The 24,824-nt window shown below is 74.1% G+C and carries 23 protein-coding genes and 2 tRNA genes; 12 read left to right on the top strand and 13 right to left on the bottom strand.

The features are described from left to right. Nucleotides 1-36: 36 nt before the first annotated feature. Entirely contained in the window at nucleotides 37-2,685 is a 2,649-nt protein-coding gene (locus OUQ99_RS05220) for a bifunctional FO biosynthesis protein CofGH (protein ID WP_267948289.1), read from the bottom strand. A 194-nt stretch (nucleotides 2,686-2,879) separates the two neighbouring features. On the opposite strand from OUQ99_RS05220, the gene OUQ99_RS05215 reads away from it, so the two are divergent. After that, nucleotides 2,880-3,845, top strand: a complete 966-nt coding sequence (locus OUQ99_RS05215) for a lysylphosphatidylglycerol synthase domain-containing protein (RefSeq protein WP_267948288.1) — start codon at nucleotides 2,880-2,882, stop codon at nucleotides 3,843-3,845. A 91-nt stretch (nucleotides 3,846-3,936) separates the two neighbouring features. Here the strand turns inward: OUQ99_RS05215 and OUQ99_RS05210 are convergent, their stop codons facing one another. The 3 genes from OUQ99_RS05210 to OUQ99_RS05200 all read right to left on the bottom strand — a co-directional run bounded on the left by OUQ99_RS05210 (nucleotide 3,937) and on the right by OUQ99_RS05200 (nucleotide 8,112). Next, a complete protein-coding gene (locus tag OUQ99_RS05210; RefSeq protein ID WP_267948287.1) occupies nucleotides 3,937-5,064 on the bottom strand; it encodes a glycosyltransferase family 4 protein in 1,128 nt (375 codons plus the stop codon). Further along, nucleotides 5,061-5,993: a glycosyltransferase family 2 protein gene (locus OUQ99_RS05205; protein ID WP_267948286.1), complete on the bottom strand. Its 933-nt coding sequence runs from the start codon at nucleotides 5,991-5,993 to the stop codon at nucleotides 5,061-5,063. Before OUQ99_RS05205 ends, OUQ99_RS05210 begins: the two co-directional genes overlap by 4 nt. Nucleotides 5,994-6,057: 64 nt before the next feature. Continuing rightward, nucleotides 6,058-8,112, bottom strand: a complete 2,055-nt coding sequence (locus OUQ99_RS05200; protein WP_267948285.1) for a hypothetical protein — start codon at nucleotides 8,110-8,112, stop codon at nucleotides 6,058-6,060. 246 nt (nucleotides 8,113-8,358) lie between these two features. Here OUQ99_RS05200 and OUQ99_RS05195 point away from each other — a divergent pair, with 246 nt between their 5' ends. Next, nucleotides 8,359-9,171: a TIGR03089 family protein gene (locus OUQ99_RS05195; RefSeq protein WP_267948284.1), complete on the top strand. Its 813-nt coding sequence runs from the start codon at nucleotides 8,359-8,361 to the stop codon at nucleotides 9,169-9,171. Between the two features lie 76 nt (nucleotides 9,172-9,247). On the opposite strand, the gene OUQ99_RS05190 is transcribed toward OUQ99_RS05195, so the two are convergent. The 3 genes from OUQ99_RS05190 to OUQ99_RS05180 form a co-directional block, all read right to left on the bottom strand. Further along, nucleotides 9,248-9,439, bottom strand: coding sequence for a hypothetical protein (locus OUQ99_RS05190; RefSeq protein ID WP_267948283.1), 192 nt, complete (start codon nucleotides 9,437-9,439; stop codon nucleotides 9,248-9,250). 256 nt (nucleotides 9,440-9,695) lie between these two features. After that, nucleotides 9,696-10,910, bottom strand: coding sequence for an amidohydrolase (locus tag OUQ99_RS05185; RefSeq protein WP_267948282.1), 1,215 nt, complete (start codon nucleotides 10,908-10,910; stop codon nucleotides 9,696-9,698). 56 nt (nucleotides 10,911-10,966) lie between these two features. Then, on the bottom strand, nucleotides 10,967-11,785 hold the full coding sequence (locus OUQ99_RS05180) for a helix-turn-helix domain-containing protein (protein ID WP_267948281.1): 819 nt from the start codon (nucleotides 11,783-11,785) through the stop codon (nucleotides 10,967-10,969). A 192-nt stretch (nucleotides 11,786-11,977) separates the two neighbouring features. Between OUQ99_RS05180 and OUQ99_RS05175 the strand changes: the two genes are divergently transcribed. Then, on the top strand, nucleotides 11,978-12,406 hold the full coding sequence (locus OUQ99_RS05175) for a PLD nuclease N-terminal domain-containing protein (protein ID WP_267948280.1): 429 nt from the start codon (nucleotides 11,978-11,980) through the stop codon (nucleotides 12,404-12,406). Between the two features lie 131 nt (nucleotides 12,407-12,537). Next, a complete protein-coding gene (locus OUQ99_RS05170; protein ID WP_267948279.1) occupies nucleotides 12,538-13,224 on the top strand; it encodes a peptidylprolyl isomerase in 687 nt (228 codons plus the stop codon). A 139-nt stretch (nucleotides 13,225-13,363) separates the two neighbouring features. On the opposite strand, the gene OUQ99_RS05165 is transcribed toward OUQ99_RS05170, so the two are convergent. After that, nucleotides 13,364-14,536 (bottom strand): cysteine desulfurase family protein, encoded by a 1,173-nt coding sequence (locus OUQ99_RS05165; RefSeq protein ID WP_267948278.1) that lies wholly within the window; start codon nucleotides 14,534-14,536, stop codon nucleotides 13,364-13,366. 161 nt (nucleotides 14,537-14,697) lie between these two features. Between OUQ99_RS05165 and aroA the strand changes: the two genes are divergently transcribed. Both aroA and rsgA read left to right on the top strand, forming a co-directional pair. Continuing rightward, the gene (gene aroA, locus OUQ99_RS05160; RefSeq protein WP_267948277.1) at nucleotides 14,698-16,026 is read left to right on the top strand and encodes a 3-phosphoshikimate 1-carboxyvinyltransferase; all 1,329 of its coding nucleotides are present in this window, start codon (nucleotides 14,698-14,700) and stop codon (nucleotides 16,024-16,026) included. Further along, nucleotides 16,023-17,030, top strand: a complete 1,008-nt coding sequence (gene rsgA, locus OUQ99_RS05155; protein WP_267948276.1) for a ribosome small subunit-dependent GTPase A — start codon at nucleotides 16,023-16,025, stop codon at nucleotides 17,028-17,030. Before aroA ends, rsgA begins: the two co-directional genes overlap by 4 nt. A 69-nt stretch (nucleotides 17,031-17,099) precedes the next feature. On the opposite strand, the gene OUQ99_RS05150 is transcribed toward rsgA, so the two are convergent. Beyond that, nucleotides 17,100-17,486, bottom strand: a complete 387-nt coding sequence (locus tag OUQ99_RS05150) for a winged helix-turn-helix transcriptional regulator (RefSeq protein ID WP_267948275.1) — start codon at nucleotides 17,484-17,486, stop codon at nucleotides 17,100-17,102. Nucleotides 17,487-17,583: 97 nt separating this feature from the next. Between OUQ99_RS05150 and OUQ99_RS05145 the strand changes: the two genes are divergently transcribed. Next, the gene (locus OUQ99_RS05145; protein WP_267948274.1) at nucleotides 17,584-18,495 is read left to right on the top strand and encodes an NAD(P)-dependent oxidoreductase; all 912 of its coding nucleotides are present in this window, start codon (nucleotides 17,584-17,586) and stop codon (nucleotides 18,493-18,495) included. A gap of 52 nt (nucleotides 18,496-18,547) precedes the next feature. Here OUQ99_RS05145 and OUQ99_RS05140 read toward each other — a convergent pair whose 3' ends face one another. Together OUQ99_RS05140 and OUQ99_RS05135 are read right to left on the bottom strand one after the other, a co-directional pair. After that, on the bottom strand, nucleotides 18,548-18,838 hold the full coding sequence (locus OUQ99_RS05140) for a DUF2087 domain-containing protein (protein ID WP_267948273.1): 291 nt from the start codon (nucleotides 18,836-18,838) through the stop codon (nucleotides 18,548-18,550). 14 nt (nucleotides 18,839-18,852) lie between these two features. Then, nucleotides 18,853-19,437 carry a TetR family transcriptional regulator gene (locus tag OUQ99_RS05135; RefSeq protein ID WP_267948272.1) on the bottom strand — a complete coding sequence of 195 codons (585 nt, stop codon included), beginning with the start codon at nucleotides 19,435-19,437 and terminating at the stop codon, nucleotides 18,853-18,855. A gap of 160 nt (nucleotides 19,438-19,597) precedes the next feature. On the opposite strand from OUQ99_RS05135, the gene hisN reads away from it, so the two are divergent. The 5 genes from hisN to OUQ99_RS05110 all read left to right on the top strand — a co-directional run bounded on the left by hisN (nucleotide 19,598) and on the right by OUQ99_RS05110 (nucleotide 24,189). Further along, nucleotides 19,598-20,404 (top strand): histidinol-phosphatase, encoded by an 807-nt coding sequence (gene hisN, locus OUQ99_RS05130; RefSeq protein ID WP_267948271.1) that lies wholly within the window; start codon nucleotides 19,598-19,600, stop codon nucleotides 20,402-20,404. An 83-nt stretch (nucleotides 20,405-20,487) separates the two neighbouring features. Next, entirely contained in the window at nucleotides 20,488-20,991 is a 504-nt protein-coding gene (locus OUQ99_RS05125; protein ID WP_267950261.1) for a hypothetical protein, read from the top strand. Nucleotides 20,992-21,183: 192 nt separating this feature from the next. After that, nucleotides 21,184-22,446, top strand: coding sequence for an ABC transporter permease (locus OUQ99_RS05120; protein ID WP_267948270.1), 1,263 nt, complete (start codon nucleotides 21,184-21,186; stop codon nucleotides 22,444-22,446). A gap of 9 nt (nucleotides 22,447-22,455) precedes the next feature. Continuing rightward, a complete protein-coding gene (locus OUQ99_RS05115) occupies nucleotides 22,456-23,469 on the top strand; it encodes an HlyD family efflux transporter periplasmic adaptor subunit (RefSeq protein ID WP_267948269.1) in 1,014 nt (337 codons plus the stop codon). Beyond that, nucleotides 23,470-24,189 carry an ABC transporter ATP-binding protein gene (locus OUQ99_RS05110; protein WP_267948268.1) on the top strand — a complete coding sequence of 240 codons (720 nt, stop codon included), beginning with the start codon at nucleotides 23,470-23,472 and terminating at the stop codon, nucleotides 24,187-24,189. It begins immediately after the preceding gene. Between the two features lie 104 nt (nucleotides 24,190-24,293). On the opposite strand, the gene OUQ99_RS05105 is transcribed toward OUQ99_RS05110, so the two are convergent. Next, nucleotides 24,294-24,367: transfer RNA gene (locus OUQ99_RS05105), tRNA-Met, on the bottom strand. 240 nt (nucleotides 24,368-24,607) lie between these two features. Then, nucleotides 24,608-24,684: transfer RNA gene (locus tag OUQ99_RS05100), tRNA-Met, on the bottom strand. Nucleotides 24,685-24,824 lie beyond the last annotated feature (140 nt).

Raw genomic sequence — 24,824 nt, 5'->3', positions numbered from 1 at the left:
CTCCCCCGGCCCCGGGCGCGCCCGCCGGCGGACCCCTCAGACCAGGGGGAGGGACGGGCGCAGGACGCTCGGCGCCACGCCGTCGCTGGCCTCCGCGACGCGCTGCCGCTCCTGCGGCACCTCCCCGTAGAGGGTGGTGCGCTGCCGGACCGGCCGACCGGTCGGCTCGACCATGGAGCGGATGTCGGTGATCGTCTTGTACGACCCCTGCCCCGAGCCGGCCATGCGGCTGATGGTCTCCTCCATCAGGGTGCCGCCCACGTCGTTCACGCCGCCCGCCAGCAGTTGGCGGCAGGTGTCCTCCTCCAGCTTCACCCACGAGCACTGGATGTTGTCGATGTGGCCGTGCAGCAGCAGGCGGGCCAGGGCGTGCACCGCGCGGTTCTCCCTGACGGTCGGCCCCGTGCGGGCCAGCCCGGCCAGGTAGATGGGCGAATTGGTGTGCACGAACGGCAGCGGCACGAACTCGGTGAACCCGCGGCGCCCGTTGCGCTCCACCGACCGCTCCTGGAGGGAGCGCAGCAGCTTGATGTGCGCCACCCAGTGCCTCGGCGAGTCCACGTGGCCGTACATCATCGTCGACGTGGTCGGGATGCCCAGGTCGTGCGCGGTCGTGATCACGTCGATCCACTCGCTCGCGGGCAGCTTGCCCTTGGTGAGGATCCAGCGGACCTCGTCGTCGAGGATCTCCGCGGCCGTGCCGGGGAGGGACCCCAGCCCCGCCTCGCGGGCCCGGGTCAGCCACTCGCGCACCGGCAGGTCGGTGCGGGCGGCCCCGTTGACCACCTCCATCGGGCTGAACGCGTGGACGTGCATGTCCGGGACGCGCTCGCGCACGGCCGACGCGATGTCGAAGTAGGCGGTGCCGGGCAGGTCCGGGTGGATGCCGCCCTGCATGCACACCTCGGTCGCCCCGGCCTTCCAGGCCTCCTCGGCCCGGTCGGCCACCTGGTCGAGCGAGAGCGTGTACGCGTCGGCGTCGGTGCGGCGCTGCGCGAACGCGCAGAACCGGCAGCCGGTGTAGCAGACGTTGGTGAAGTTGATGTTCCTGGTCACGACGTACGTGACGTCGTCACCGACGACGTCGCGCCGTACGCGGTCGGCCAGGTCCGCGAGGGCTTCGAGCTCGGGGCCGTCCGCGTGCAGCAGGGCGAGCGCCTCGTCGTCGTCCAACCCGGCGGGGTCGGCCTCCGCGCTGCGCAGCGCCGCGGCGATGTCCGGGTCGAACCTGCGGGGCACCGCGCCTTCCCGGTCCACTCCGGAGCGCAGTTCGTCCCAGTCGCCGTAGACGGAGTCGAAGTCGCTCCGGCGGTCGCCGGTGCGCCCCTCGGTGTCGATGCCCGTGTGCAGGTCGGTGCGGCCGGAGGAGACCAGGACGGCCTCGCGCTCCTGCCAGGGCCGCCCCTCGATGACCGCGTCCTCGCGGGCCAGGCCGGTCTCCGGGTCGGCGAGCGCGGCGACGTGCCCGGCCAGGCGGGGGTCGAGCCACGGCTCACCCGCGCGGATGTACTCGGGGTAGACGGTGAGCCGCTCGCGGAGCGTGAACCCCTGGCCGGCGGTGCGCGCGGCCAGGTCGTCGATCTGGGGCCAGGGGCGCTCGGGGTTGACGTGGTCGGCGGTGAGCGGCGAGACGCCGCCCCAGTCGTCGATGCCCGCGCGCAGCATCAGCGCGTACTCGTCCACGCCGCCCGACTCCGCCCCGATGAGGTTCGGGGGCGCCTGGATGTGCGCCTTGGGGCCCATGACCAGGCGGGTGACCGCGATCGTGGCGGCCATCTCCTCGCGTTCGGCGTCGGGCCGGTGCATCATCGCGGTGCCGGGCTTGGCGCGGAAGTTCTGCACGATGACCTCCTGGACACCGCCGTGGCGGCGGGAGACCCCGCGTATCGCGAAGACGGACTCGGCGCGGTCGGCGACCGTCTCGCCGATGCCCAGGAGGATGCCGGTGGTGAAGGGGACGCTGGAACGGCCCGCGTCCTCCAGCGCCCGCAGCCGCACCGCGGGGTCCTTGTCGGGACTGCCGTAGTGCGCCTGGCCCTTCTCGGTGAAGAGCCGGGTGGAGGTGGTCTCCAGCATCATCCCCATCGACGGGGAGACCGGCTTGAGCCTCTGGAAGTCCGACCAGGTCATGACGCCCGGGTTGAGGTGGGGGAGGAGCCCTGTCTCCTCCAGGACCATGATCGCCACGGCCCGCACGTAGGACAGGGTGTCGTCGTAGCCGTGCGCGTCGAGCCACTCGGCGGCCTGCTTCCACCGGTCCTCGGGCCGGTCCCCGAGGGTGATGAGCACCTCCTTGCAGCCCGCCTCGGCGCCCTTGCGGGCGATCTCCAGGACCTCGTCGGGCGACATGAAGGGCGAGTCCAGGCGGCCGGGGACCGTCGCGAACGTGCAGTAGTGGCAGCGGTCGCGGCACAGGCGGGTCAGGGGGACGAACACCTTGCGGCTGTAGGTGATGACGCCGGGGCGGCCCGCGGCCTCCAGTCCGGCGTCGCGCACCCTGCCGGCGTGTTCGAGCAGGGTCTCCAGGTCCTCCCCCCTCGCGTGCAGGAGGACCTCCGCCTCGGCGACGTCGAGCGTCTTGCCGTCCCGGGCCCTCGCCAGGGCCCGGCGCATCGCGGAGGGGGTCGGCGGCCGGGAGGCCGGGGCCTGGGAGGACACGGGGAAGGGGTCGTTCGCACCACTCATAGAGCGCACCCTACGCCCCGGCCGTTCCGCCCACGCGGACGCATCGCCGCTCGCGGAGGGGCCGGGGCCGCGCCGGCGGTGACCGGGCCCCGGCCCCTCCCCCGCCGCCCGTGCCGCCCATGCGGGGACACGGGTGCGACCCCGGGCGGGGCGGAAGAGACATAGGGTCGGCAGGTGAGCGAAGGAGGAGTTGCGTGCTGAGTCGGCTGCGCGGCAACCCGTGGGTCCGGTTGGCGCTCTTCCTCGCGGTGTGCGCGTGCGCGGGCGCGGCCCTGCACGCGAACTGGGCGCAGGCCCGGGACGCCGCCGCCGAGCTCCCGCTGTGGGTGCTCCCGGCCGCAGTCCTCTCGGGCATGGCGGGGCTGACCGCCCAGATGCTCGCCTGGAGGGCCCTGCTGGCCGGGCTCGGCTCACCGCTGCCGCGCCGGGTGGCGTCCCGCGTGATGTTCGTGGGCCAGCTCGGCAAGTACCTCCCGGGCTCGGTGTGGGCGTTCGTCGCCCAGGTCGAGCTGGCGCGTGACCGGGCCGTGCCGCGGTCCCGTGGCGCCGCCGCGACCCTGCTCGCCGTCGGCGTGACGGTCGCGGTGAGCCTGGCCGTCGCCGCGGTCGCCCTGCCCCTGTCGTCGGCGGAGGCCGCCCGGCGCTGGTGGTGGGCGCTGGCGCTGGCGCCGCTCCTGCTCGCCGCCCTGCACCCCCGCGTGGTCGGCCTGGGCATCCGGCTGGCCGCCCGCCCGTTCGCGCGCTTCCGGGAGGTGGCGGAGGCCGGTCCGCTCGGTCTCGGCGGGAGGGCGATGGCCTCGGCCGCGGGGTGGACCCTGGTGGCGTGGGTTCCCCTGGGGGCACACGTGTGGTTGCTGACCTGGGCCGTCGGCGGCGACGCGGTGCGCTCTCTGGGCCCGGCCGTCGGCGCGTACGCGCTGGCCTGGACGCTGGGCCTGCTGGTCGTGTTCGCCCCCGCCGGGCTGGGCGTGCGCGAGGCGGTCCTGGTGGTGGCGCTGGCCCCGGTGGTGGACGCCGGGGCGGCCCTGGTGGTGGCGGTGCTGTCGCGGCTGGTGATGACCGCCGCGGACCTGGCCTGGGCGGGGCTGGCGGTCGTGTTGTCGCCCGCGCCGGAACCGGGCGCCGACGCGTCGCACGGCGGCCCCGCACGGGCGCGCTGAGCCCACCGGCCGCAGCCGCCGCCCGCGCAGGCGGCGGCCCCGCGCGGGCGCGCCGAGCCCGGATCCGCGTCCTCCCCCGGCGCCCCGCGCCTCAGGCCCCGAGCAGGCGCTCGGTGTAGGCACGCCAGTAGGGGTCGGCGTCCACCGGACGGACCCCTGCGCGCAGCCGCGCCGGCTCCCCCGGGGCGTAGAACTCGCCGAGCGCGCGGGCCAGGTCGGCCGCGTCGCCCGGCTCGCACAGCAGGCCGTCGACCCCCTCGCGCACGTGGTCGGCGAGCGTCCCGGCGCGGGTCGCCACGACCGGCAGCCCGTGCTCGTGGGCCAGCCACACGTTCTGGGTGGCGGTGGCGGTCCGGTAGGGCAGGACGACGGCGTCGGCGGAGCCGAACAGGCCGGGGAGGTCCTCCGCGGGCACGTACCCGTCGAGGAGCCGGACCCGGTCGGCGATCCCGAGCGCGGCGGCCCGGGCCTCCAGCTCGGCCGTCCCGCCCCAGAACTCCCCCGCGACGGTCAGCGTCACGTCCGGCGGCGCTCCCTCGGCCAGGGCGCGCAGCAGCAGGTCGACGCCCTTGTAGGGACGGACGATGCCGAGGAACAGCAAGTGCCTGCGCTCGCCGCCCGGGGGCACTCCGTCCGCGGCCGCGGCTCCCCCCGTCTCGGGCAGGTGCGGCGGCATCTCGGCGACCACGGGCACGGCTCGGCCCGGGCCGAGCAGGCCCTCGGCGAGGAGGGCCTGTCCGGGCGAGTGCGTGACCACGCCGTCGGTCCGGCGCAGCAGGGCGCGGACCAGGGACACGTCGACCGGCCGCCGCTCGTGCGGCAGCACGTTGTGGCACAGCGCCACCACCCTGGTGGCGCCGCGACGGGACCTCACCCCGGCGAGGATGCCGAGGTAGGCGGGCACCTGGACCGGCGAGAACACGGTGAGGACCACGAGGTCGGCCTCGCGCGCCAGCCGCCGCCCCGCCCGCCACCACCCGTCCGGCCGGTACCAGGCCAGGTCTCGGCGGGTGTCCGGGTACGGCTCCCCCTCGGGGTCGGCTATGGTCTGCCGCCCCGGGTACAGGGCGGCGGGGTACTGGGCGCGCCAGGACTCGATCGCCGTGGGGTGGCCGAGCGCGCTCAGCCGGTGGGCGAGCTCGGTGGTGTGCCTGGCCCCGCCGCCCTTGTACGGGTGTGCGGGTCCCACGAGCGCGACCCGGGCCGGAGCGCCGGTCACGGGTTCTCCCGGGAGCGCACGATCAGGTCGGCCAGCAGGGCGATCGCCGCGATGATCAGGCCCGTCATCAGGATCATGACGGTGTTGTTGGGGATGTACAGCGGGTTGCGCACCTGGTCGAACACGAACTTGGCCGTGCCGAGGCCCAGCAGCACCAGCGCGGGGGGCATGAGGACCTTGAGCGGGTTGAAGTACATGACCATGCGCAGCACCTGCAGGATGTACCGGTAGGCGTCGCTGACGAAGTGGAACTTGGACTTGCCCGCCCGCTTCGCGTACTCGATGGGCACGTACCTCACCGGGTGCTGGTTGGACAGGAACGCCAGTGTGATGGTGGTGACGCAGGAGAACCCGGGCGGCAGCAGCCTCAGGTAGGGGCGGGCGACGTCGCGCCGGAAGACGCGCAGCCCGGAGTTGAGGTCGGGGATGCGGGTGTTCGTGAGCCGCTCGGCGATCTTGCGGATCATCCACTTGGCGGGGACCCGCAGCGCCTTGTGCGAGCCCATCTCCTGGGTGCGGGCGCCCACGACCTGGTCCAGCTCGGGGTCGGCGTCGAGCATGGCGACGAGTTCGGGGATGCGCTCGTTGGGGTAGCTCATGTCCGCGTCGGTCCACACCACGAACTCGCCCCGCGCCCGCTGGCTGCCGAGCCGGCGCACGGTGCCGGATCCGCCGTTGTGCCCGAACGCGATGACGCGCATGTGCGGGTAGAGGCCCTGTACGTCGCGCAGGCGCTCCAGGGTGCGGTCGGTGGAGGCGTCGTCCACCGCGAGCAGCTCGTAGCCGTAGCCGGAGCCGTCCATGGCGGCACAGATCCGTTTGACCTCGTCGACGACGTGGTCTTCCTCGTTGTAGCAGGGCAGCACGATGGTGACCCGCACGGGCGGGGTCTCGGCGGGCCGGCGGATGTCGTCGCTCGTCTGGCTCATGGGTTCTTCTCAGCGGGTGCGGGTGCGGGCGGGGGCGTTGTGGGACCGGTCCGCGGGGGCGGGGTCATCCCCCGGCGGGGAGCACGGTCACCCACACGCTCTCGTTGAAGGTCCAGTGGCCTGTCGGGGGTTCCATGAGGGTACTCGGATCCATCTGCGCCAGGACGTGGAACGGCCGCTCGACGTTCTCCGTGCTCCCGGTCAGGCCCTCCAGCACCTGCCAGTCCGAGGCGGCCAGGACCGCGTCGCGCCCGCGGCCGTGGATCTCGGCGACCACCCGGTCGAGGTCCTCCGGCGTCGGCTCGTCCATCGCCGCGGTGGGGACGCCGCAGACGTTCCGCAGGAGCGGCATGTAGTTCCCGGCCATGCCGGGGTCGACCACGACCACCGACGCGTCCTCCGGCAGCGACGCGCACAGCTCCTCGGTGGCCGCGACCGAGCCCACGTCCTGCCTGTACCCCATGATCCCGGCGGCCGAGGTGGCCGCGGCGGGGAGGAACACCGCCAGGGAGGCGCTCGCGGCGACCACGGCGGGGAGGACCTGGAAGGCCGCCCCGCGCCTCGCCGGGGCCCCGGCGACCGTGCAGCGGCGGGTGAGCCACGCCAGGAACCAGACCGCGAACAGGATGAACGCCGGGATGACCAGCACGATCAGCCGCCTGCTCGCCCAGGGGTGGTCGGGGGTGATGGCGGGGCGCAGGAGCGTGGTCGTGACGGTCCACACCAGCAGCATGGCGGGCAGCAGCCACTGGGGGTCCCGGCGCAGGACGAGGCGGCGCAGCACCAGCGCCACGCCGAGGGAGGCGAAGAGGACGGTGCCCAGGCCCACGTACCAGCCCACCCAGTACAGGCTCATGTCGTAGTAGGTGCGGCTGCCCTCGATGGGCCACAGCCCCTCACGCTCCTGGACCGAGGCCACCCAGGCGTCGGTGAAGTCGCTGCCGTGGCCGTAGTCGGGCCAGAACAGGGGGCGGATCGCGAACCCGACCATGGTGAGGAGGGCGAGCGCGGTCGCCGCGTGGGGGAGCCAGCGGACGCGCTCCACGCGGGGGATCCCGAAGCGCCACAGGGCGGCCGTGGCCGCGGCCGTGACAGCGATGACCGCCGCGCTGATCAGCAGGAGGGGGTTGAGGGAGTCGGACAGGTACTCCAGATAGGGCAGGGACAGCCCGTACCCGGCGTACAGGCCCAGGCCGATGCCGAGCGCGAGCCCTCCGAGCAGGGGCAGCGCCTGCCCCCGCCGGGCCAGGAGCAGGAGGCCGATGAACCCGACCACGGGGAGCAGGTCGCGGATCGCGTCGATCCGCACCACCAGGGCGAGGCCGAACGCCAGCCCCGCCGCGGCGGCGAGGGTGTGGGAGGCCGACCAGCGGTCGGTGAGGGCGGTGCGGCGGACGAGCGCGTCGTAGGCCAGGACCATCCCGCCGATCAGGAGGATCTGGGTCAGGGGCTCGCTGTAGGTGAAGCGGCTCACCCACTGCTGGGGCAGGCACACGGCCAGCACGAGGGCGCCCAGGGGGGCCCAGCGCGCGCCGACCAGGCGCGCGGTGAGCCCGGCGAAGGCGAGCACGCCGAGCGCGCCGAGGAAGGGCGTGGTCACGAGCATCCCGTCGAGCCCGCCCAGCCAGTAGCCGATGGAGGTGACCAGCGGCGCGCCCGCCATGAACTGGGGCCAGATCGCCCCGTCCCGGTCGTAGTGGGCGAGGCTCTGGTAGCTGAGCGCCGGATCGTCGCCCGCGATGAGCTCGCGCTGCTGCGGGATGGGGAGGTGGCCGTTCTCCGCGATCCACACGGTGTACATGGCGTAGGAGGCGGGGTCGCGGCGGATGACCAGGGCCTCGGCGTGGTAGGCGACCTGCACGACGGCGAAGCCGACCGTGATCACCGCGACGAGCACGAGGGGCCACCAGGGGACGGCCTCGTCCTCGGGCGGGTCCGGGACGAACCGCGGCACGAGCACGCAGGCCGCGATCACGGCGGGCGTCCCCAGGACGGCCGCCGCCACAGGGGTGAAGGAGCCGAGGGCCAGGAGGGGGAAGGCCACCAGGAGCCAGGCCGACGCGGCGATCGCGGGGAGCGCGGTGACACGGGCGAGGAGTCGACCGGGGAGCAAGCGCATGGGGCAACTCTGGCAGTTCCCGGCGGGCTACGCACACCGTGCGGCGGTTCTCGTCGGACGTTCCGGTTCCGGAGGCCCCGCCGTGTCCGGGCGGAGCGGGACCCGGGCACGGCGGGCGGGACCGGACGCGGGACGGTGTGCCGGGCGGGGCCGCTCCGGCCGGTGGCGGACCGGCCCCGGCGGTGGTGGGACCGGCGCCCTCGAACGCCGGGAAGGGCGGAGGTCGGACGCCCTAGAGTGGCGGTCATGTCCGAAACTCCCGCGCAGCTGTGGCGCGCACTCGTCTCCGCCGACCCGTCCCGTCCGTTCGTGACCTCCTACGACTCCTCCGGCGGCCGTGTGGAGCTGTCCCGGGCCACGTTCGACAACTGGGTGTCCAAGACCTCGAACATGCTGGTGGACGGCCTGGGCGTGCAGCCGGGCGACCGGGTCGTGATCGCCCTCCCGGTGCACTGGCAGTCGCTGGCGTGGCTCCTCTCGTGCTGGTCGGTGGGCGCGGTGGCGGAGTTCGTCCCGGACGGCGGGGACGTCCCCGCGGGCGCGCAGGTCGCGGTCGCCGGCGCCGGGCTCGTGGAGAGCGCGCTGGACAGCGGCGCCGACGAGGTCGTCGGCACCTCGCTGCACCCGCTGGGCCTGCCGCTGTCCGAGGTCCCGCCGATGGTGCTCGACTACTCCGTCGAGGTCCGGGGGTACGGCGACCGCTTCCCGGCCTACCCGGTCGACCCGGACGGCCCGGCGCTCCGGAGCGCCGGCGCACGCACGGGCGCGGACCTGGCGGCCGGGGCCCGGGAGCGGGCCGCGGCCTGGGGGCTGTCGGCCGACGACCGCCTGGGCCTGTTCCTGGAGTCGGACGCGCCGATGACGGCGCTGGGCGGGGGCGCGGAGCTCCTGCTCGCCCCGGTCGCGGCGGGCTCCCCGATCGTGGTGACCCCGGTGGACCCCGCGGCCCCGGCGAAGGTCGTCGAGCGGGCGGAGATGGAGAAGGTCACGGTGGTGGGGACCGCCGCCGGGACGGCGCCCCTCGACGGGATGCCCTTCCGGTCGGTCGGTCGGGTCTGAGACGGCCGGGGGCGCCCGGCGCGTCCCCCGGGATCCCCCCGGGATCCCCCCGGGTTCCCCCGGCCGCCGGCCCGCCTCAGACGGCCAGGGCGTGCGTCCCACCGCTCCCGTGGTCCGGCGGCTCCGGCCGCCGGGCGCGGTCGGCCCGGCGCCGCTCCGCCCGCTCCCGGCGACTCGCCCCGCGCACGAGGCGCTCCCGGGCCGCCTCGCGCTCCCTCTCGGCCCGGTAGGCCGCGGCGGCCTCGGCTGCGGCGTCGTGGTGGTTCATGGGGCCTCCCTGGGGTCCGTGTGCCGGGAGTCCTCCTCCCGACAGGCTCCAGAGTCGGCCTGAGGCGGCCCCGTCCGCCATCGGGACATCACCCCGAATACGGCGCGGGCCCCGCCTCAGAGGCGGGCGCCACCGCGCACCGCGGCCTAAGAGGGCCTCAGGGCCCGGGGCTCCGGAACCCTCCCGGCGCTCCGCGGGCGGCACGGGCCGCGGCCCCGGCCGGCCCTCGCCGCACCCGGGACCGCGCCCCTGCGTCCTAGTCCTCCCGGTAGAAGGCGTCCAGGGCCGAGCCCGAGCGCTTCTCCTCGTCGTAGGTGTAGACCTCGCGCCCCTCCACGAACACCCTCAGTGCCCGGCTCATCACGTCGAGCGGGTCGCCGGACCAGACGACCACGTCGCCGTCCAGCCCCGGCTTGAGCGAGCCGACGCGGTCGGAGATGCCCATGATCTCGGCCGGGTTGACCGTGAGGGCGCGGATCGCGGACTCGGGCGCCATGCCCTCCTTCACGCACAGGGTGGCCTGGTGGACGAGGAACTCGATCGGGACGACGGGGTGGTCGGTGGTCAGGGCGACCTTCACCCCCGCCCGGTCCAGGATGCCGGGGTTGGCCAGCGTCTTGTTCTTGACCTCGACCTTGGAGCGGCTGGTCATCAGGGGGCCGGTGATGACGGGAATGCCCCGTGCGGCGATCTCGTCGGCGAGGAGGTGGCCCTCCGTGCAGTGGTTGATGATGAGGCGGTAGCCGAACTCGTCCGCCAGGCGCATCGCCGTGTGGATGTCGTCGGCACGGTGCGTGTGCTGGCACCACGGGAGCTCGCGGTCCAGGACCCTGGTCAGCACCTCCAGGGTGTTGTCCCGGTCGAACGGGGTGCCCTCGCTCGCGGCGTGGTCGCGTTTGGCCTTGTAGTCCTGGGCCTTGGTGAAGGCGTCCCGGATGACCGCGGCCACGCCCTGGCGGGTGGAGGGGATCTGGTCCTTCTTGCCGTACACCCGCTTCGGGTTCTCGCCCAGGGCGCTCTTGACGCTGGCCGGCTGCTTGATCAGGCGGTCCTCCATGCTGCGGCCCCAGCACTTGACGGCCACGGTCTGCCCGCCGATGGGGTTGCCCGAGCCCGGCTTGACGACCGAGGAGGTGACTCCGCCGGACAGGGCGTCGACGAAGCCCCGGTCCGCGGGGTTGATGGCGTCGAGCGCGCGCATGCGGGCGCCGTTGGGGTCGGTCATCTCGTTGGTGTCGTCGCCGGCCCAGCCGACGCCCTCCTCGTCGATGCCGAGGTGGCCGTGGGCCTCGACGAAACCGGGGAGCACCCACTTGCCGGAGGCGTCGACGACGGTGGCGCCCTCCGGGACGGGGGTGTCCGCGTCCGCTCCGACCGCGGTGATCCTGCCGTCGGAGATGACGACGGTGCCGCCGTCGATGGGGTCGCCGTCCACGGGGACGACGTATCCGGATGTGATCGCGATATCCATGGCGGGCAACCTAGCCCATGACGGGACGTCGGCCCAAGGGCGGGAGCCCGCGCCCGTCAGCCGGCGGGCCAGCGGGCCGTCAGCAGCTCCGAGCGGGGCGTGAGTTCCACGGTGGCCTCCTCGATGGCCTCGCGGACCATCGCGCAGCGCCCCACCTGCTCGGACTCCGCGGTCAGGTCGCCGCCCTCGGCGGCGAACGCGTACACCATCGTGGGCCGGTCGGCGAACTCCATCATCCGGAACGCGCCGCCCAGGCCGGGGTGGTGCGCGGTCTGCTCGGGGATCACGCCCACGGTGACGATGCCGGCCTCGATCAGGTCGGCGAGGAAGTCCCGCTGGGCGTTGAGGACCTCCGCGCCGCCCTGGGGGCGCTGGAGGACGGACTCGTTGAGCACGACCCGCAGCACGGGGCCGTCCGGGCCCGTCATCGCGGCCCGGTTGGCCATCTCCTCCTCCACCATCAGCTCCACCTCGTCCGGGGACAGGGCGGGGTGGCCGGGGCCGAGGACGGCGCGGGAGTACTCGCGCGTGCGCAGGAACACCGGGACGGCCATGGGCTGGTGCTCCCACAGGTCGGTCGCGTGCACGGCCAGCTCGCGCTCGTCGCCGAACTCGTTGGGGAAGGCCTCCGCCTGGAGGGTGATGGCCCATGCCTCGACCAGCTGGTGGTCGGTGCCGAGGACGTTGTCGACCCGCTCCACCAGCGAACGGGCCGGTCTGCAGTGGGCGTCCTCGACCTCCCGGAGCTTGTCGTCGGTCACGCCGACCGTGGCGGCGAGCTCGGCCCGCGAGAGCCCCCGGTCGGAGCGGGCGCGCAGGATCCGCGCGCCGAAGGGGAGCCACATCGCAGACGGCAACGCACTGTTCACACCCATGTCCCCTCCCGTCGCCTGGCGGGGCCGGCCTCGCATACCCTCGGGTCGACGCCCCGACCTCGTTCCCCGACCCTCTCTCGCGTCGGGGGCGCTGGTCAAGCGACCGTGCGGGTGCGGCGATCCGTGATAAGTCATCACAAGGACTGACAATGCCGCCCGCCGTTCGCGCGATCCCCCGATTGGAAACCCCCGTTGTCCCACCTCGCCCTCCTGCTGTTCGTCGTCGCCCTCGGCGTCTGGATCTACGCCCTGTTCGACGTTGTCGGCTCCGACGCCGGCGCGGTGCGGCTGCTGCCCAAACCCGCCTGGGCCGTCGTCGTTCTGCTCTTGCCCAAGATCGGGGCAATACTCTGGTTCGCCCTGGGCCGGCCCCGACGCGCCCCGTCGGCCGCGCCCGCCGGGCCGCCCCCGCCCTTCCCGGAGTACGACCACCCCCACCGGGCGCGCGCCGCGACCCCGGAGGAGGACGAGGAGTTCCTCCGCCGCTGCCGTGAGCGGGCCGACGCCCAGCGGCGGCGTGCCCGTGAGGCCCAGGAGGCGGCCGGGGGCGAGGAGGCCGGACGGGGTGACGGCGACGGCGGGGAGGGCCGCGACGGGGACGGTGATCCCCGCCCCTCCTGACCCGCACGCCCCCGGAGCCGCATCGTGGTCGAAGCATGACGGACCGTGCGATACCCCAAGACAGGGGTGCTCCACGGTGCGGAGTACGCTATGTGCCGCCCGACCGCGACACTCACCCCGGAAGTGAACCGATGAAGCCTTTCACCCTGTCGGCGACAGCCGTACTCGCCTGCACCGCGCTGCTCGCCACCACAGCCTGCGGCGGCGACGGGGCCCCGGCCGACCAGGGGGAGCCCGCCGGCGGGGACTCCGCGGCGCCCGAGCAGGAGCAGACCGGCAGCCCCGCCGAGGTGGACGTCACCGACGTCGAGGGCGCCACCCTGCACACCAGTGAGGGCGACATCGAACTGGAGCTGTTCCCCGAGGACGCCCCGGTCACGGTGTCCAACTTCGTCGGCCTGGCCGAGGGCGAGGGCGTGCCCAACCCGGTGACGGGCGAGGCCGAGTTCTACGACGGCACCGTCTTCCACCGCGTCATCGCCGACTTCATGCTCCAGGGGGGCGACCCGCAGGGCACCGGCCAGGGCGGTCCCGGCTACACCTTCGAGGACGAGGTCGGGTCCGGCCGGGAGTTCTCCGAGCCCGGTGTCCTCGCCATGGCCAACCGGGGAGGGGGCACCAGCACGAACGGCTCCCAGTTCTTCATCACCGTCGCGGCGACCCCCCACCTGAACGGCCAGCACACCATCTTCGGCCGGGTCGCCGACGAGGAGTCCATGGAGATCGTGAACTCCATCTCCGTCACGGAGACCGACGCGAACGACCGCCCCACCCAGGACGTGGTCATCGAATCCGTCACCGTCAACCGCGCCGGCTAGCCGTACCGGCCCGGGAGGCCGGGTGCACGGGACCCGGCCGCCCCCGCTCCCCCTGCCGTCCCTCCCGGGCCGCCGGGGGCGCGGGGGCGGCGCGGAGCGGTCTGCGCGGCCCGGGACCGGCGCGGGGCCGGCCCGTGCCTCAGCGTCGGCGCTTGGCGCGGGCGGCCCGTGCCCGCTCGACGGCCGGGCCGATCGCCTCCACCAGGGCCCTCACGTCCTCGCGCGTGGAGGTGCGCCCCAGGGACAGCCGCAGGCTGCTCAGGGCGGTGTCGGGGTCCGCCCCCATCGCCAGGAGCACGTGGCTCGGCTGGGCGACGCCCGCGGAGCAGGCGGAGCCGGTGGAGCAGGAGATGCCCCGGGCGTCGAGGAGCATCAGCAGGGCGTCGCCCTCGCAGCCGGGGAACGACAGGTGGGAGATGCCGGGCAGCCGGCGCTCGCGGTCGCCGTTGACGACCACGTCCGGGACCACGGCGCGGACGCCCTCCTCCAGTTCGTCGCGCAGGCACTCGAGGTGCTTGGCGTGCTCCTCGCGTTCGGCGACGGCGCGGTCGACGGCCGTGGCCAGCCCCCTCAGCAGGGGTGTCGAGAGGGTCCCGGAACGGATGTCGCGCTCCTGGCCGCCGCCGTGGAGGACGGGGGTCGGGGCGGTGCCGCGGGCGATCAGCAGCGCCCCGGCGCCGACGGGGCCGCCGAGCTTGTGCCCGCTGACGGTGAGGGCGGTGACGCCGGCGGCGGCGAAGTCGACCGGCTCCGCCCCGACCGCCTGGACGGCGTCGGTGTGGAAGGGGATGCCGTACCGGGCGGCGACGGCGGCGAGCTCCTCGACGGGCTGGACCGTGCCGACCTCGTTGTTGGCCCACATGACGGAGACCAGCGCGACCGACCCGGGGTCCCGCTCGACGGCCTCGCGGAGGGTCTCCGGGTCGAGCCCGCCCAGGGCGTCCACGGGCAGCGCCTCGTGGACGGCGCCCTGGTGCTCGGCCATCCAGTGGGCCGGGTCGAGGGCGGCATGGTGTTCGACGGCGCTGGTGAGGATGCGCCGCCGGGCGGGGTCCTCGGCGTTGCGCGCCCAGTAGAGGCCCTTGACGGCGATGTTGTCGGACTCGGTCCCGCCTCCGGTGAAGACCACCTCGTGCGGGGTGGAGCCGAGCGCCCGGGCGATCCTCTCGCGGGACTCCTCGACGGTGCGGCGGGCGGCACGGCCGTGGCCGTGCAGGGACGAGGGGTTGCCGAGGGAGCCGAGCTCGGCCGCGATGTCGGCGACCACCTCGGGACGGACCTCGGTCGTGGCAGCGTGATCCAGATACACCATGGCGTCACCAAGGATACGTCCGTCCCGGGCCGCCCACGGCCCCGCGGGGCGGCTCCCCCGCCCCGGCCGAGCCGTGGAGGGGGCGTGCCGCCCGTCCCTGGCCGTCCACAGCCCCGCGGCCACAGCTCCCCGCCCTTTTCCGGTCCCGATAACCTTGGGTCATGCCCGACTCCATGTCCTCGCAGCCCGCCCAGACCGACACGACCCCCCGGACCGCCGCCGGCGACGGCGGCCCCCACTGGCCCGCGCCCGTGGCCGAGCGGCCGGTGCGCGCCCGGCTGGCCCTGCCCGGCTCCAAGTCGGTCACCAACCGCGCCCTGATCCTGGCGGCGCTGTCCGAGACGCCGTCGGTGGTGCGCCGGCCCCTGGCGAGCCGGGACAGCGAGCTGATGGTGGGCGCCCTGCGCGCGCTGGGCGTGGGGGTCTCGCAGGTCGGCGGCGACCTGGAGGTCACGCCCGCCGCGCTGCGCGGACCGGCCTCGGTCGACGTCGGCAACGCGGGCACGGTGATGCGGTTCGTGCCCCCTCTGGCGGCCCTGGCCTCGGGCGAGGTGCGCTTCGACGGGGACCCGCGCGCCCGCGAGCGGCCCGTGGGCGAGCTCCTCGGCGCCCTGCGGGCGCTGGGCGCCGACATCGACGACGGCGGCCGGGGGGCGCTGCCCATGACCATCCGCGGCACAGGCGGTGTGCGCGGTGGCGAGGTGGTCCTGGACGCGTCGGGCTCGTCCCAGTTCGTGTCGGCCCTGCTGTTGAGCGGGGCGCGCTTCGCCGAGGGCGTGCACGTACGCCACTCGGGACCGCCGGTGCCGTCCCGGCCGCACCTGGACATGACGGTGGAGATGCTGCGCGCCGCCGGGGTGTCCGTGTCGGTGGAGGAGAACTCCTGGAGGGTCGAGCCGGGACCCGTCCGGGTCTCCGACACCACGGTGGAACCGGACCTGTCCAACGCCGCGCCGTTCCTGGCTGCCGCGCTGGTCAGCGGGGGCGAGGTGACGGTCGAGGGGTGGCCCGGGCGCACGACCCAGCCCGGTGACGAGCTCCGTTCGCTGTTCACGCGGATGGGCGGGGAGGTGACCTGGTCCGAGGGCGGCCTGACCCTGCGCGGCACCGGGGAGGTCCGCGGCATCGAGGCCGACCTGCGCGACGTCGGCGAGCTCACCCCCACCGTCGCGGCGGTGGCCGCGCTCGCCTCCACGCCCTCCCGGCTGACCGGCATCGCGCACCTGCGCCGCCACGAGACCGACCGGATCGCCGCCCTGGCCGCCGAGGTCAACCGACTGGGCGGCGACGTCGAGGAACTGCCCGACGGCCTGGTCATCCGGCCGCGCCCCCTGCACGGCGGGGTGTTCCACTCCTACGACGACCACCGGATGGCCACGTCCGGCGCGGTGATCGGGCTCGCGGTGCCCGGGGTGGAGGTGGAGAACATCGCCACCACGCGCAAGACGCTGCCCGACTTCCCGGGCCTGTGGGCGGAGGCCCTGGCATGAGCCGCACGCGGGGCGGGGGACGCCACCTGGACGAGGACGACATCCGCGTGCGAGCCCGGGGCGGCTCCAAGCCCCGTACCCGCAACCGGCCCAAGCACGAGGGCGCCGTGGAGGGCATGGTCACCGCCGTCGACAGGGGCCGGTACCGGTGCCTGGTCGACGGCGTCCCCGTGGTCGCCATGAAGGCCCGCGAGCTGGGCCGGGGCTCCATCGTCGTCGGCGACCGCGTGGACGTGGTCGGCGACCTGTCCGGCCGGGCGGACACGCTGGCCCGGGTGGTGAGGGTCCGCGACCGCGGGTCGGTGCTGCGCCGCACCGCCGACGACACCGACCCGGTGGAGCGGGTGATCGTCGCCAACGCGGACCAGTTGGCCATCGTCTGCGCCCTCGCCGACCCGGCCCCGCAGCCGCGCTTCGTGGACCGCTGCCTGGTGGCCGCGTACGACGCCGGGCTCTCCCCCCTGCTCTGCCTGACCAAGGCCGACCTCGCCGCACCGGACGAGCTCGTGCGCGTGTACGAGCCCCTGGGGGTGCCCTTCGAGGTCCTCAGCCCCGAGGGCGGTCTGGAGGGGCTGCGGGAGCGCCTCTCCGGCCGGACCACGGTCCTGGTGGGCTCCTCCGGTGTGGGCAAGTCCACCCTGGTCAACCGGCTGGTTCCGGGCACCGACCGGGCGGTGGGCCACGTCAACGCGGTGACGGGGCGGGGCCGCCACACGTCCACGTCGGCCGCGGCCCTGCCCTTCGAGGGCGGCTGGCTGATCGACACCCCCGGCGTGCGCAGCTTCGGCCTGGCGCACATCTCCCCGGAGGACATCGTGGCGGGCTTCGCGGACCTGGCCGAGGCGGCCGAGGGCTGCCCGCCCGGGTGCGCGCACCAGCCCGACGCCGTCGACTGCGCGGTCGGCGCGGCGCTGGGGCGCGGCGAGCTCGACCCCGCCCGTGTGGCGTCCCTGCGCCGCCTGCTCGCGAGCCGCGAGGGGGACACCGACGAGCCGGAGGCCTGAGCCGGCCCGTTCGCGGCGGCGGTTCCCCGCGTTCCGGCCCCCGCGGCGGCCGCCCCCTCCGGGGTCCGGTCAGCCGCCGACCAGTCGGCGGGGGTCCCGACCCCGGGCCCCCTCCCCTGGTTCAGGCGGAACGCCCTTGATGTTGGCGCGCCCCCAGTCGCCCAGCGGGGCGAGCGCGTCGTTCAGGGAGCGGCCGAGCGGGGTCAGGGAGTACTCGACCCGGGGCGGCACCTCGCCGAAGTCCTCGCGGTGCACGATGCCGTCGTCCTCCAGCTCCCTCAGGTGGGAGGCGAGAACCTTCTCGGTGACGCCGTCGAGCGCGCGGCGCAGCTCCCCGAAGCGGTGGGCCCGCTCCTCCAGGGCCCAGAGGATGAGCACCTTCCACTTGCCGCCGATCACGTCCATCGCCGCGTCGATACCGCAGTGGTAGGCCTCCGCCCCTCGTCTGGTGACCATCCCCGCACCCCTTCCGCCTGCACGCTTACCCCGGGGTGAGCACCCACTTCACAGTGCGTACTTGTCGGTCCCCACGCCGTGGACGAGCCTAGTCGACATGACGAAGACCACCGCGGGAACCTCCGCGACCACCACCGAACCACGTATCGCCCTGCTCGGTCTCGGAGCCATGGGCACCGCCTTCGCCCGTGCCTGGCTCGCCGCCGGGTACCCGCTCACCGTGTGGAACCGCACGCCGTCCCGCGCCGAGCCCCTCGCCGCCGAGGGGGCCGAGGTCGCCGCCACCGCCGCGGAGGCGGCCGCCTCCGCCCGCCTCGTGGTGACCTGCCTTCTCGACGACGCCTCCGTGGGCGAGGCCCTGGAGGGCGCCGACCTCTCCGGCAAGGACCTGGTGGACGTCACGACGGGGACACCCGCCCAGGCCCGCGCCCGCGCGGAGTGGGCCCGGGAGCGCGGAGCCCGGTTCCTGAGCGGCGGCATCATGGCGATACCGCCCATGGTGGGCGTCCCCGAGGCGGGCGGCTACGTGTTCTACAGCGGCCCGGCCGGGGTGTTCGAGGAACACCGGGCGGCCCTGGAGGTGCCCGTCGGCGCCCGCCACGCGGGGGAGGACGCCGGTCTGGCCTCCCTCCAGGACGCGGCCCTGCTCAGCGCGATGAACGGCATGTTCGCCGGGGCCGCGCACGCCTTCGCCCTGGTGCGCCACGAGGACGTGTCCCTGCGGGAGTTCGCGGTGCTCCTCTCCGACTGGCTCGCCTCGATGGCCCACGCGGGCGTCCCCGCCATGGCCGGGCACCTGGAGAGCGGCGACTACACCGAGGGCGTGGTCTCCAACCTCGCCATGCAGGTGGAGGGCAACGCGACCCTGCTGCGCACCGCGGAGGAGCAGGGGGTGAGCACCGAGCTCCTGACCCCGTACACGGACCTCATGGCGCGGCGGCTGGCCGACGGCCACCGGGAGGAGGACGGAACCGGGGTCATCGACCTCCTCGCGGTGCCCCGCCGCTGAGGACCCCGTCCCGTGACCGCGCGGCCGGGTGCCGGGGCGCCCGGCCGCGCGGTCAGAGGTCGACCGTGCCGCCGCACCGCCGGTACCGGGTGCGGCCGCACTCCATGAACCCCTCGTCGACCAGCCCCCTCCGGAGGGCGGACACGTCGGCGCTGAAGCCGCGCAGGACCGTGTTGACCTCGTCCCCGCTGTAGCGGACCCCCGGCTCGAAGGCGCGCGCGACCCGGTCGAGCAGGACCAGCCGGGCGGAGCGGCGGACGGGGATCGCGGTGATCCGCCCGTCCTTCATGCAGGAGCGCAGCACCTCCAGGCGCTCGTGCTCCGGCAGGGGTCCGTCCAGCACGCCACGGGCTCCTCTCAGCGGCCGACCAGCAGCATTCCGTGCACCACCGTCTCGACCCGGCGCGCCGCCTCGTCGGGGTCGATCGGCTGGAGGGCGTAGGAGACGGTGAGCCGCACGTTGACGTCGGCGACCGCGTCGGCCACGGACGGGTCCAGGTCCGGGAGCCGCCCGTTCAGCATGGCGGCGATCCGCTCCCCCAGGATGTCCAGCAGCGGGGCCGAGCGGGTGGTGAGCACCGGCAGGAGGTCGCGGTCCCCGGTCACGACGGCGTGCAGCAGGGGGCTGTCCCGGGCCGCCCCCAGCACCAGCCGGGTGGCCCGGCTGACCACGTGGGCGGGGTCCCCGTCCTCGGCGTCCAGCAGGAGCACCACGCGATCCAGCAGTGCGTTGACCTCACGTACCACGATGGCCTGGAGCAGGCCCTCCTTGCTGCCGAACACGTTGTACAGGGTCTGCCGGGACACCCCGGCCGACGTGGCGATGTCCGCCATGCGGCGCTCGGCCCAGCCGCCGGAGACGACCTCGGCGCAGGCGGCGTCCATCAGCCGCTCCCGCGCCGGGGCTCCCTCGGCCCGCGTCCGTCCGCTCACCGTGTCCATCCCCCCATCCTCCCACCCGCGGCGGTGCGCGCCCGTCCCCGGAGGGCACGGCGGCGGCCGGAACGCCGGGTTTCGCCCCCGCGGGGCTCCGCTAACACTCTGATCACGCGCGTGTGCCGCTTTGGCCATGTTCGTGCCGGGGAGGGTAGCGTTACCGGCCATGGCGTCCTTTGACGATGATCTGCGGCTGGCCCACGTGCTCGCCGATGCTGCCGACGACCTCGCGCTCAAGCGCTTCCGAGCGCTCGACCTCGTCGTCGACACCAAACCCGACCTCACCCCGGTCACCGAGGCCGACCGGATGGTGGAGGAGACCCTCCGCGGCGTCCTCTCGCGCGCCCGGCCCCGGGACGCCGTGGTCGGTGAGGAGTACGGCCGCACGGGCAACAGCAACCGGGTGTGGGTCATCGACCCCATCGACGGCACCAAGAACTACGTGCGCGGGGTCCCCGTGTGGGCGACCATGATCGCCCTCCTGGAGGGCGACCGGCCGGTGGTGGGCGTGGTGTCCGCGCCCGCGCTGTACCGCCGCTGGTGGGCGTCCAAGGGCGCCGGAACGTGGCAGGGCCGCAGCCTGTCCAAGGCGACGCGCTGCCACGTGTCGAAGGTGCCGGACCTGGCGGACGCCTCCCTGAGCTTCTCGTCGCTGACCGGCTGGGAGGAGCAGGGCCGGCTCGAATCGTTCCTCGGACTGACCCGCTCGGTGTGGCGCACCCGCGCCTACGGCGACTTCTGGTCGCACGTGATGGTCGCCGAGGGCGTCGTGGACATCTCCGCCGAGCCGGAGCTCTCGCTGTGGGACGCGGCCCCGCTGCCGATCATCCTGGAGGAGGCGGGCGGCCGGGCCACCGACCTGCGGGGTGAGGGCTTCGAGGACGGCGGTCCCCTGGTGTGCACCAACGGTGCGATCCACGACCAGGTGCTGACCTGGCTGAACGGCGGACCCACACCGCTGCGCCGGAGCTGAGCCCCCTCCCCGCACCGCCCACCACAATCACATAATGCACTCACTCGAACACGTTCCGTAGTAACGTGCGTCGTGTGCTGACCATGAAAACCCTCGGGACGGCCCTGTGCGGGGCCGCCGTCCTGCTGGTCACCGCCTGCGGCGGCGGCCACGGGTACAGCCCCGAGGAGCTCAACGAGATGATCGCCGACGCCGTGCGCACCTCGGCCCGGGACGGCGTGGGCGGCCTGGGCGTGCCCGACACGTCCTTCGACCCGACGACGTACATGTGCGCCCCCGCGGTGGACGCCCCGGACGCGGGCTCCTGGCGGACCGAGGCGCCCCGCTCCCCGGCGGACCGCGGGGAGGCGGTCGAGCTGGGCGTCCTGGTGCCCGCGGACGCGGGGGCCTCCTCCCTGACCGCCTCCGTGATCGGGCCGGGCGGCGAGTCCTCCACGGCCGGGGCTGAGGCCGTGCCCGGGGAGTGGAGCCGCCTCCGCTACCCCGACGACTTCGGCGCGAGGGCCGAGAGCGGCGTCCACACCGTGGTCTGGTCCGACACGGAGTCGGGGACACCGCTCACCTGCGACGGCTTCGAGGTGGACTGACCCCGGGGCCGCGTTCTGAGGCCGCGGTTCCGGTCATACCGAACGAAAAACCGCAACAATCCGAAATTACCGCCGTTCGGGGTGAACCGAACCCGCCCTTCCCTGCGATGGCTCTGATGAAACCCCGCTGAACGCGGGCATCCCGGTGCCGCCGTCGCGGCGCCGGCCCACAGACACCACGGAAGGGGCCGAATGCTGCGTTCCCTCATGGCCGGGATCGTGCTGGCCTTCGCCGGTTCTCGGGCCAACGTGGCCAGGACCATCCTCTCCTGCACGGGCATCGTCGTCGGCGTGGGCGCTCTGGTCCTCGTGGTCAGCGCCAGCGACTTCGGCCAGCGGTTCGCCACCGCCTACAGCGAGGCCAACGCCGGCCGGCCGGCGACCCTCGAGGTCAGCGTGTTCGAGGAGACCATCACCGACCGCGCGGCCTTCGAGGAGGACCTCGTCCGCGCGGGCGGTCGGGACGTCTCGCTCTACCAGTCCCCCATGGAACCGCCCTCGATCCGCTCGGGCGACACGGTGGTCACCGAGGCGAGCTTCACGGGGGTCGACCCGTCCCTGGGCGACATCCGGCGGATGAACATGCTGGAGGGCCGCTGGTTCACCGACGCCGACACCGGCTCCCTCGCCCCCGTGATGATCGTCAACGAGGAGCTGGCCGCCGCGATCGGCGACCTCGCCCAGGTCCAGGTCGGCACCGACCACTGGATGGACGTGCGCGTCATCGGCGTCCTGGAGAGCTCCGCGCTCGACTCCGGCTGGTACAGCGCGTACATCCTGCGCTCCCCCGCGTCCGAGGAACTGATCTTCGGCTCCGGCTCCTCCGATGAGGAGGAGGAGTCGGAGGCCGAGGCGATGTACGCGATGGGCGTCCCCACCACGTACCAGGTGCGCATCGACCCGGAGGACCCCGCCGCGGACGACCCCTGGGGGGAGATCTTCACCGAGCGGCTCGGGTCGGCGTCGTGGCGCTGGGGCGTCGAGAACCGCGAGTCGCTCTCGTCCTACCGCTCGGACTACGCGGAGATGACGAACGAGGCCATCACCTACCTGTCGCTGGCCCTCATGGGCATCGCCGCCATCACCCTCACCACCGGCCTGCTCGGCGTGCTCAACGTCGGCCTGGTCACCGTGCGCGAGCGCCGCCGCGAGCTGGCCACCTACCGGGCACTGGGCGCGAGCCGGTTCACCCTGTTCGTGGCCGTGGTCATGGAGTCGGTCGTCGTGTCGCTGGTCGCCGGGATCATCGCCATCGCCGGGTGCTGGGCGGTGCTGTCGGTCGGCGGGGCGGTCCTGGGCTCCTTCGTCCAGCTGCCGGACGACATCCCGCTGAACATCCCCCCGGCCGGGGTACTCGTCGGACTGGGCAGCGCCGCGCTGGTCGGGTTGCTGGCCGGGATCATCCCCGCGATGCGGGCGCTCGGCGCGTCCGTCGTCGCCGGACTCCGGGAATAGGAGACACACGTGAAGAAGTGGATCGTCATCGGTGCGGTGCTGGTCGTCCTCGGAGGGCTGGCCGGCACCGGCTATTTCCTGTTGGGCCGCCTGGGAGACCCCTCCGACGAGATGCTCATGGACCCGAGCGCCATGGACGTCGGCGGGGCGCCGGTCGAGGTCGTGATGGGCGAGATCAGCTCCGTGATGGTGCTGGACGCCGTCGTCGAGGCCGAGCCCGGTGAGGCGGTGAAGGCGCGCGGCGGCGGGACCGTCACCCACCTGTGGGTGGCGGACGGCGCCGAGGTCGAGGAGGGCGCGCCGATCGTCAACGTGAGGGTGCAGGCCGAGGCGGCGCCCGAGGACGGCGAGGGGGCCGCCGACGCCCCGGCGGCCACGGAGACCACCCTGTACGCGCCGACCAGCGGCACGGTGTCCGGGCTGGACGACGTCCTCGTCGGCGACGTGCTGGAGCCCGGGGCCGCGGTCGCCGAGGTCGCCCCCGACCGGTTCCGCGCGGTCGCGTCGATCCCCGCCAACGACCTCTACAGGTTCTACGAGGACCCCGAGGACATCATGCTCAAGATCGACAAGGGCCCGCCGGCCGACGTCTGCGAGTTCCTGTCCCTCGGCGCGGACGGCGGCGGTGGAGGTGGCGGCGAGGACGCCGGCGAGACCGGCGATGAGGGGGCCGGCGGTGGCGGCGGCAGCCGGCTCACCTGCCGTGTCCCCTCCGACCTCCAGGTGTTCGACGGGGTGCAGGGCCAGCTGTCCGTCACCACCGGCGAGGCGGAGAACGTGCTGGTCGTGCCCGTGACATCCGTGCGCGGCACCTCGGAGGAGGGCGAGGTCGTGGTGGTCGCCGGCGACGGCTCCGAGGAGGTCCGCGAGGTCCGGCTCGGTATGTCCGACGGCTCCCTCGTCGAGGTCACCGAGGGGCTGGGCGTCGGGGACATGATCATGGACCCGGTGCCCCTCGACCCCCGGTTCGACGTCCCCGGCGCCGGGGACGCCGAGGAGGACCTGATGGGCGAGGAGGGCTAGATGTCGGTCCACGTACCGGCCCCGGAGGCCGGATCGGCCCCGCCGGACTCCGCCCCTCTGCTGAGCGTGGAGGGGGTGACCCGGCACTTCACCGTGTCGGGGGACCGCATCGACGTCCTGCACGACTGCACGTTCCAGGTGCGGCGGGGGGAGGTCGTCGCGATCGTCGGGCAGTCCGGCTCGGGCAAGTCCACCCTGCTGAACATCCTGGGGCTCCTCGACAAGCCCAGCGGCGGCTCCTACACGTTCGACGGCGTGGACACCACCGCGCTCGGCGAGGGCCGCAGGTCCTGGCTCCGGGGCGAGGGCATCGGCTTCGTCTTCCAGCAGTTCCACCTGCTGGAGCGGCGCACCGCCCTGGCGAACGTGGCGGTGCCCCTGGTGATCGCCGGGGTCCCCCTGCTGCGCCGCCGCGCCCGTGCACGCGAGCTCCTGGAGTCCGTGGGCCTGGGGCACCGGCTGAACTCCGAGCCGCACCAGCTGTCCGGCGGCGAGCAGCAGCGTGTGGCCCTGGCGCGCGCGCTGAGCCGCGACCCCGGGCTGGTCCTCGCAGACGAGCCCACGGGCGCCCTGGACGCCGCCAGCAGCACCATGATCATGGACCAGCTGCTGGAGCAGGCGAGGATCCGCGACTCGGCCGTGGTCGTGGTGACCCACGACCCCAAGGTGGCCGCTCGGGCGGACCGCGTCGTCGAGCTGGTGGAGGGTCGTACCCGCTGACCGCGGTGGAGCCCGGGCGGAATCCCGCCCGGGCTCCACCGCACACGGTGACGGCCGACATACGAGAAAACACCGGGTGGAATTCCACCCGGTGTTTTCCTCGGTAGCGGGGACAGGATTTGAACCTGCGACCTCTGGGTTATGAGCCCAGCGAGCTACCGAACTGCTCCACCCCGCGTCGTGATCTCTATTTTAGGGCTTGTGACCCCGGGTGGCAAATCGGTTTTCCGTGAGGACGACCGGTGAGATCCCACCCTGTGGCCTTCCGGTTTCCCGTCTGGCCTGTGACCACTCTACCAGGCTTCTCTTCCCGGTCGAGCCACTCAAGCGCGCCCTTTCGAGCGTGTTCCCCGGAATCAACCGAAACGGTAATTCCGAGAAAAGCACCGGACCCGGGATTTCTCCCGGGTCCGGGTCTTGGTAGCGGGGACAGGATTTGAACCTGCGACCTCTGGGTTATGAGCCCAGCGAGCTACCGAACTGCTCCACCCCGCGTCGTTGTGTTCACAGACTAGCGTGCCCCGGCCGATAACCCAAATCAGCGTTCCGGGACGCGGGCGACCGGCGTCCTCCGCGTCCCGCGGGGCCTTGCGCACGAGGACGGGGCGGGACCCGAAGGCCCCGCCCCGCCGGTG

It is taken from the genome of Streptomonospora nanhaiensis, assembly GCF_026642255.1.
GTDB lineage: Bacteria > Actinomycetota > Actinomycetes > Streptosporangiales > Streptosporangiaceae > Nocardiopsis > Nocardiopsis tropica.
Note: the sequence above shows the minus strand (reverse complement) of the source record. Positions and strands in the feature narration are given on the sequence as shown.

What these genes read in the sequence shown, in the direction of transcription:
- OUQ99_RS05120 (WP_267948270.1), top strand. Translation starts at nt 21,184, where the DNA reads ATGCTGCGTTCCCTCATGGCCGGGATCGTGCTGGCCTTCGCCGGTTCT.
- hisN (WP_267948271.1), top strand. Translation starts at nt 19,598, where the DNA reads ATGGCGTCCTTTGACGATGATCTGCGGCTGGCCCACGTGCTCGCCGAT.
- OUQ99_RS05135 (WP_267948272.1), bottom strand. Translation starts at nt 19,437, where the DNA reads ATGGACACGGTGAGCGGACGGACGCGGGCCGAGGGAGCCCCGGCGCGG.
- OUQ99_RS05145 (WP_267948274.1), top strand. Translation starts at nt 17,584, where the DNA reads ATGACGAAGACCACCGCGGGAACCTCCGCGACCACCACCGAACCACGT.
- aroA (WP_267948277.1), top strand. Translation starts at nt 14,698, where the DNA reads ATGCCCGACTCCATGTCCTCGCAGCCCGCCCAGACCGACACGACCCCC.
- OUQ99_RS05110 (WP_267948268.1), top strand. Translation starts at nt 23,470, where the DNA reads ATGTCGGTCCACGTACCGGCCCCGGAGGCCGGATCGGCCCCGCCGGAC.
- OUQ99_RS05185 (WP_267948282.1), bottom strand. Translation starts at nt 10,910, where the DNA reads ATGGATATCGCGATCACATCCGGATACGTCGTCCCCGTGGACGGCGAC.
- OUQ99_RS05150 (WP_267948275.1), bottom strand. Translation starts at nt 17,486, where the DNA reads ATGGTCACCAGACGAGGGGCGGAGGCCTACCACTGCGGTATCGACGCG.
- OUQ99_RS05220 (WP_267948289.1), bottom strand. Translation starts at nt 2,685, where the DNA reads ATGAGTGGTGCGAACGACCCCTTCCCCGTGTCCTCCCAGGCCCCGGCC.
- OUQ99_RS05200 (WP_267948285.1), bottom strand. Translation starts at nt 8,112, where the DNA reads ATGCGCTTGCTCCCCGGTCGACTCCTCGCCCGTGTCACCGCGCTCCCC.
- OUQ99_RS05180 (WP_267948281.1), bottom strand. Translation starts at nt 11,785, where the DNA reads ATGGGTGTGAACAGTGCGTTGCCGTCTGCGATGTGGCTCCCCTTCGGC.
- OUQ99_RS05125 (WP_267950261.1), top strand. Translation starts at nt 20,488, where the DNA reads ATGAAAACCCTCGGGACGGCCCTGTGCGGGGCCGCCGTCCTGCTGGTC.
- OUQ99_RS05195 (WP_267948284.1), top strand. Translation starts at nt 8,359, where the DNA reads ATGTCCGAAACTCCCGCGCAGCTGTGGCGCGCACTCGTCTCCGCCGAC.
- OUQ99_RS05205 (WP_267948286.1), bottom strand. Translation starts at nt 5,993, where the DNA reads ATGAGCCAGACGAGCGACGACATCCGCCGGCCCGCCGAGACCCCGCCC.
- rsgA (WP_267948276.1), top strand. Translation starts at nt 16,023, where the DNA reads ATGAGCCGCACGCGGGGCGGGGGACGCCACCTGGACGAGGACGACATC.
- OUQ99_RS05190 (WP_267948283.1), bottom strand. Translation starts at nt 9,439, where the DNA reads ATGAACCACCACGACGCCGCAGCCGAGGCCGCCGCGGCCTACCGGGCC.
- OUQ99_RS05170 (WP_267948279.1), top strand. Translation starts at nt 12,538, where the DNA reads ATGAAGCCTTTCACCCTGTCGGCGACAGCCGTACTCGCCTGCACCGCG.
- OUQ99_RS05165 (WP_267948278.1), bottom strand. Translation starts at nt 14,536, where the DNA reads ATGGTGTATCTGGATCACGCTGCCACGACCGAGGTCCGTCCCGAGGTG.